The 6,171-nt window shown below is 73.9% G+C and carries 6 protein-coding genes; 3 read left to right on the top strand and 3 right to left on the bottom strand.

The window, feature by feature from the left end; genetic code table 11:
* On the top strand, positions 1-1,562 hold a 1,562-nt coding region (locus VGP36_17400), incomplete at its 5' end, for a hypothetical protein (protein HEV7656494.1).
* Positions 1,563-1,657: 95 nt separating this feature from the next.
* Here the strand turns inward: VGP36_17400 and VGP36_17405 are convergent.
* From VGP36_17405 to VGP36_17415, 3 genes are read right to left on the bottom strand one after another with little or no spacing between them, the layout of a single operon-like run.
* Entirely contained in the window at positions 1,658-2,992 is a 1,335-nt protein-coding gene (locus tag VGP36_17405; protein ID HEV7656495.1) for a DoxX family membrane protein, read from the bottom strand.
* Between the two features lie 52 nt (positions 2,993-3,044).
* On the bottom strand, positions 3,045-3,815 hold the full coding sequence (locus VGP36_17410; protein ID HEV7656496.1) for an ABC transporter permease: 771 nt from the start codon (positions 3,813-3,815) through the stop codon (positions 3,045-3,047).
* Positions 3,812-4,738 (bottom strand): ABC transporter ATP-binding protein, encoded by a 927-nt coding sequence (locus VGP36_17415; protein HEV7656497.1) that lies wholly within the window; start codon positions 4,736-4,738, stop codon positions 3,812-3,814. Before VGP36_17415 ends, VGP36_17410 begins: the two co-directional genes overlap by 4 nt.
* A gap of 85 nt (positions 4,739-4,823) precedes the next feature.
* Here VGP36_17415 and VGP36_17420 point away from each other — a divergent pair, with 85 nt between their 5' ends.
* A complete protein-coding gene (locus VGP36_17420) occupies positions 4,824-5,492 on the top strand; it encodes a metalloregulator ArsR/SmtB family transcription factor (GenBank protein ID HEV7656498.1) in 669 nt (222 codons plus the stop codon).
* On the top strand, positions 5,489-6,171 hold a 683-nt coding region (locus VGP36_17425), incomplete at its 3' end, for a Fe-S cluster assembly protein SufB (protein ID HEV7656499.1). The genes VGP36_17420 and VGP36_17425, both read left to right, overlap by 4 nt.

Genomic DNA, 6,171 nt, shown 5'->3' on the forward strand with positions numbered 1-6,171 from the left:
TGCCGGCCGCGCTCGGCACCCTGCTCGGCGCGGTGCTGGCCCGCTGGCTGGTCGGGCGGCTGGGGCCGAGCCCGGACCTGGACCCCTCGGCGTACCGGCAGGCGGCGGTGGTGGCCGGCGGCGGGCTGCTGGCCGGGCTGGCGCTGCTCGGCGCGGTCGCCGGGATCCGGGCCCGCAACGCGACCGAGAAGCCGATCGGCCGGCGCCGGTCCCGGCTCGCGTACGTGCCCTGGGAGCTGGTCCTGCTCGGCGGCGCGGTGGCCACCTACCTCGCGCTGCGGCGGGGGGCGGCGGTCACGGTCGTGCAGAACGTGGCCCAGGTGAACCTGCTCGTGGTGCTGTTTCCGCTGCTGTTCATCCTCGGCGGGTCGATGCTCGCGGTCCGGCTGCTCACGCTGCTGCTGCCGTTGCTGTCCCGGCGGGCCGGCCGGCTGAGCCCGGCCTGGTACCTGGCCACCCGCCGGCTCACCGCGTCCCGGGTCGCGGCCGTGGTGCTGCTGGCCGCCGCGGCCACCCCGGTCGCGATCTCGGTGTACGCGGCCGGCCTCACCACCGGATCGTCCCGGACCCTGGACGCCAAGGCCCGCCTCTTCACCGGCGCCACCGTCTCGGCGTCGACCAACGAGCACCTCGACCGGTCCGCCGCGACCGACCGGGCCGGCACGATCGTGGTCCGCTACAACTACGGCCAGCTCGACGCCGACACCCCGGTCGCCTTCCTCGCGGTCGACCCGGCGTCGCTGCTGCGGACGGCGTACTGGCGGCCGGAGTTCGCGTCCCGCTCGTTCGGCGACCTGCTGGCCACGCTGACCGGGCCGGCGCCGGGCGGCCGGGTGCCGGCGATCGTGGTCGACCCGCGCCACGAGCTCGGGCCGACCGCGGACATCCCGCTCGGCACGACCACCGCGCACGTGGCCGAGGTCGCGACCGCGTCGTTGTTCCCGGGGCGGCGGCTGCCGTACCCGATGATCATCGTGGCGGCGTCCCGGCTGGGGCCGGTCGACGAGCACGCCGGGGCCACGTACGAGCTCTGGACGAACGGGCCGGCGGCGCCGGCCGAGGCCGCGATCCAGGCCCAGGACAAGCTCCTGTTCGACACCGTCGACCAGGCCGAAATCTTCCGGGCCGCCGACTACCTCGGCATCACCTGGACCTTCGGCTACCTCACTGCGCTGGCCGGGCTGGTCGGCCTGGTCTCGGTGGGCGCGCTGCTGCTCTACGTGGAGACCCGGCAGCGCTCCCGCATCGCCTCGTACGCGCTGGGCCGGCGGATGGGACTGTCCCGGGCCACCCACCTGCGCTCGCTGCTGGCCGAGCTCGGGCTGCTGCTCGGGGTCGCGTACGCGGTCGGGGTCGGGTTGAGCCGGCTGGGACTGGGGCTGGTGCACGGGCTGCTCGACGTGGACCCGGCCCGGCCGCCGACCCCGCTGCTGGTCCTCCCGGTCCCGGTCCTGGCCGGCGCCGCCGCTGCGGTGGTCGTGGTCACCGTCCTCACGTCCCTCTACGCCCAACGCGTCGCCGACCGCACCCCACCGGCGGAGATCCTCCGCCTCGGTAGCTGACCCCCGACCGGGCCGCGAGCTCACGGCCACCGGGATCTCTCGACTCAGACAGAGAACGACCCCCGAGGCCGGAGCCGCCGGGGGTCGGTCTGTGTTCAGCGAGAAGCAGCCGCGACGACCTTGTCCTTCGCCGCGACGATGCCCTCCTTGGCGGTGAGCGCGCCCTCCTTGGTCGCCGCCGCGGCGGTCCTGGCCGCGTCCGCCACGACCGGACCCCGGTCGTTGGCGTAGTCGCCGGCGGCAGCCGCGTACCCGGCGGCGGCGGACTGAGCCGCATCCGCCTTCTTGGCCGCCCGCTTCTGCGCCTTGACCCCGGCCTTGTCGGCCTTCTTCTGGGCCCGCTTCGACAGCGACGCCGCCGAGGCCTGCGCGGACGCGTACGCCTCCGCCGCCTTCCGCTGCGCCCGCCGGGACAGCGCGGCGGCCGAGTCCTGGGCGGACCCGTACGCCGACGCGCCCTGCTTCCGGGCCTTCTTCTGGGCCCGGGCGGACAGGTCCGAAGCCGAGTCCTGGGCCGATGCCACCGCCTTGTCGGCCTTCTTCTGGGCCCGCTTCGACAGGTCCGAAGCCGAGTCCTGGGCCGACTCGCGCGCCTTGGACGCCTTCTTCTGCGCCCGCTTGGAGACGTCGGAGTCCTGCGCGGACTCCAGCGCCCTGCTGGCGGTGGCCCCGGCCGCGCCGAGCGCCGCGACCGCGGCCTCCTGCGCCTGGCTCCAGGCCCCCGGCCCGCGCTTCTCGGCCGGGGCGATCGCCCGGCCGCCCTGCTTCTCGGCCTTGGCCCACGCCTTGGCCGTCTGGGCCTCGGCCGCCGCGTACAGCGCGGCGCTGCGCTTCTCGGCCCTGGCCAGGGCCTTGCGGGTCTTCTTCGACAGCGACGGCGAGTTGCTGCGGACCGCCCCGCCGACGACCCCGGCCGCGCCCGCGACCGCACCGGCGGCCCCGGTCACGGCGTCGCCGACCGAGCCGGCGGCGTCCCCGACGGCCTCGGCCGCACCGTGCGCGGCCTTGTTGGCCACCCACGGGATCGACGGCCGGCCGCCGGTGTCGAGGGCGGTGATGAGAAGCCCCCCGACCAGGCTGACGTTCTTGAAGAACTCGACCTTGTCGCTCGCCTTCTGATCCGGGTCGGTGGTCTCCCAGAAGCGGTGCCCGGCCAGCGTCGTGGGCACCATGCTGCCGGCGAGCAGGAGCGCCGCCGGCCGCGCGAACGGCCCGAAGACCAGCCCGAGACCGCCGACGACCTTGATCGCCCCGTCCAGCTTGACCAGCGACTCGGGGTCGTTGGGCAGCTGCGGGATCCGGTCGGCGATCGGCTTGGCGATCGGAGAGGCCGGCGCAGCCTTCGGCTGCGGATTGCGGATCTGGTCGATTCCGCCGCTGACGAAGCTGGCGGCGAGCGCCGCGCGTGCGGCGCGACGAGCAAGACTCATGAGTCGAGGCCTCCGATCGGGACTGAAGCTGTCGCGAGCGGCCTACCCTGCCTCACTCCCACTTGAACGTCATCGCCGCCGCGCCGAGCGTGACCACAGCCCACACGACCAGCGTGACCAGGGACTGCACCGGCAGCCCGGCCCCGTCGCGCAGCACGTCGCGCAGACCGTCCGACAGCGCCGCGGTGGGCAGGAACTGCAGCACGTCGGCCAATCCCGCCGGGAACTTGGACAACGGGAACAGAACGCCGCCGAAGAACAGCAGCAGGAACCAGGCCAGGTTCGCCGCCGCCAGCGTCGCCTCGGCCCGCAGCGTCCCGGCCATCAGCAGGCCCAGCCCGGCGAACGCGGCCGTGCCCGCGATCACCAGCAACGCCGTGCTCAGCACCGCCCCGGCGCCGCCGGCCGGCCGCCAGCCCAGCGCCAGCCCGAGCCCGCCGACGAGCAGCACCTGCAGCAGCTCCACGCAGAGCACCGCGCCGGTCTTGCCCAGCAGCAGCACCGAGCGGGGCAGCGCGGTCGCGCCGAGCCGCTTGAGCACGCCGTACTTGCGCTCGAAGCCGGTGCCGATCGCGAGCCCGGTGAACGCGGCCGAGGTGACCGCGAGCGCGAGCACGCCCGGCACCACGAAGTCGACCCGCCGGCCGCTGTCGACCTGGATGAACGGCTCGGCCACCAGCACCGCGGTCAGCAGCAGCGGGACCAGCAGGGTGAGCAGCACCTGCTCGCCGTTGCGCAGCGAGAGCCGCAGCTCCATCCGGGTCTGCGCGGCCAGCATCCGCCCCATCGGCGCCGCCCCGGGCGCGGGCACGAAGGTCGTCATCGCAGGCCGTGCCCGGTGAGCTCGAGGAAGACGTCCTCGAGGGAGCGGCGGCGGACCGTGAGGTCCTCGGTGAGCACTTCGTGCTCGGCGCACCAGGCCGTGACCGCGGCGACCAGGTGCGGGTCCACGGGACCGCCGGTGGAAACCAGGTACTCACCCTGGCGCTGCTCGGACACCGTGACCTTCGACGGCAGCGCCGCGGCCAGCGCGACCAGGTCCAGCCCCGGCACCGCGGTGAAGCGCAGCTGCCCCTCGGCCCCGTCCCGGGTCAGCTCGACCGGGCTGCCGACCGCGACCACCCGGCCGTCGTCGACGACCACGACCCGGTCGGCCAGCCGTTCGGCCTCCTCCATGTAGTGCGTGGTCAGCACGACCGTCACCCCGTCCCTCCGCAGCTGCCGGACCACGTCCCAGGTCGCGTGCCTGGCCTGCGGGTCGAGCCCCGCGGTCGGCTCGTCCAGGAAGACCAGCTCCGGCCGGGCGACCACGGCCATCGCCAGCGACAGCCGCTGCTTCTGCCCGCCCGACAGCCGCTTGTACGCCGTCTCCGCCGCCGCGCTCAGCCCGAGCCGGTCCAGCAGCTCGCCCGGGTCCAGCGGCCGGGCCGCGTACGCCGCCAGCAGCCGGAGCATCTCGCCCGCCTTCGCCCCCGGGTACCCGCCGCCGCCCTGCAGCATCACCCCGACCCGGGGCCGCACCGCGGTCGCGTCCCGTACCGGGTCAAGGCCCAGGACCCGGACGAACCCGCTGTCGGGGCGGCGGTAGCCCTCGCACATCTCGACCGTGGTGGTCTTGCCGGCGCCGTTGGGTCCGAGGATCGCCAGCACCTCGCCCGCGACGGCGTTCAGCGAGAGGCCCGCGACGGCGGTGACGGCGCCGTACCGCTTGTGCAGGTCGTGCACCTCGACCGCGGGGTGGTCCACGTCAGCAAGGGTATGAGCGTGAGCGTGGACACGCTGCGGAGGGTCGGACGTGCACCCGGCCGCGGATATAAGTAACATCAGCAGTGTGAAAATCGCCCGGCCGGTCCCGACGCGGGACGAGGTGGCCCGCCTGCTCCTGGAGCAGGGCCCGGCCACCGCCGCTGCGCTGGGCGAACGGCTCGGCATCAGCCCGACCGCGGTCCGCCGTCACCTCGACGCGCTGGCCGCCGACGGGCTGGCCACCGACCGGGAGCAGCGGCCGCTGGGCGGCGCCCAGCGCGGCCGCGGCCGGCCGGCCCGGGAGTTCCTGCTCACCGAGACGGGCCGGGCCAGCTTCCCGCACGCGTACGACGACCTGGCGGCGGCCGCGATCAGATTCCTGGCCGAGACCGGCGGGGACGAGGCGGTGGCCGAGTTCGCCGCCCGCCGGGTCGAGATCGTCGAGCAGCGGCACGGCTCCGAGGTCCGCGCCGCGCCGGAGCGCATCGAGGCGCTCGCCGAGGCTCTGACCAGCGAGGGCTACGCTGCGTCAGCCCATCGCGTGGGCAGCGGCGGCCAGCTCTGTCAGCACCACTGCCCGGTCGCGCACGTCGCCGCGGAGTTCCCGCAGCTGTGCGAGGCCGAAACAAAGGCGTTCGAACGGCTGTTGGGCACCCATGTCCAGCGACTGGCCACCATCGCCCGCGGCGACGCGGTCTGCACCACCTACATCCCCAGCACCAACTCCGCCGCTTCCGGGAGGACGCGAGCATGACCTTGACCCAGGGCGAGCAGATCGAGCAGCTCTCGCGTTACAAGTTCGGCTGGGCCGACGCCGACACGGCCGGCGCCGGCGCCAAGCGTGGCCTGTCCGAGGAGGTCGTGCGCGACATCTCGGCCAAGAAGAGCGAGCCGGACTGGATGCTGGCGATGCGGCTGAAGGGCCTGCGCCTGTTCGACCGCAAGCCGCTGCCGACCTGGGGTGCCGACCTGGCCGACATCGACTTCGAGAACATCAAGTACTTCGTCCGGTCGACGGAGAAGCAGGCTGCGTCCTGGGAGGAGCTCCCGGACGACATCAAGTCGACGTACGACCGGCTCGGCATCCCGGAGGCGGAGAAGCAGCGCCTGGTCTCCGGCGTCGCCGCGCAGTACGAGTCCGAGGTCGTCTACCACCAGATCCAGAAGGAGCTGGAGGACCAGGGCGTCATCTTCCTGGACACCGACAGCGGCCTGAAGGAGCACCCGGAGCTCTTCCAGGAGTACTTCGGGTCGGTCATCCCGGTCGGCGACAACAAGTTCGCCGCGCTGAACACCTCGGTCTGGTCCGGCGGCTCGTTCATCTACGTGCCCAAGGGCGTCCACGTCGACATCCCGCTGCAGGCCTACTTCCGGATCAACACCGAGAACATGGGCCAGTTCGAGCGGACGCTGATCATCGTCGACGAGGACGC

It is taken from the genome of Mycobacteriales bacterium (genome assembly GCA_035995165.1).
GTDB lineage: Bacteria > Actinomycetota > Actinomycetes > Mycobacteriales > CADCTP01 > CADCTP01.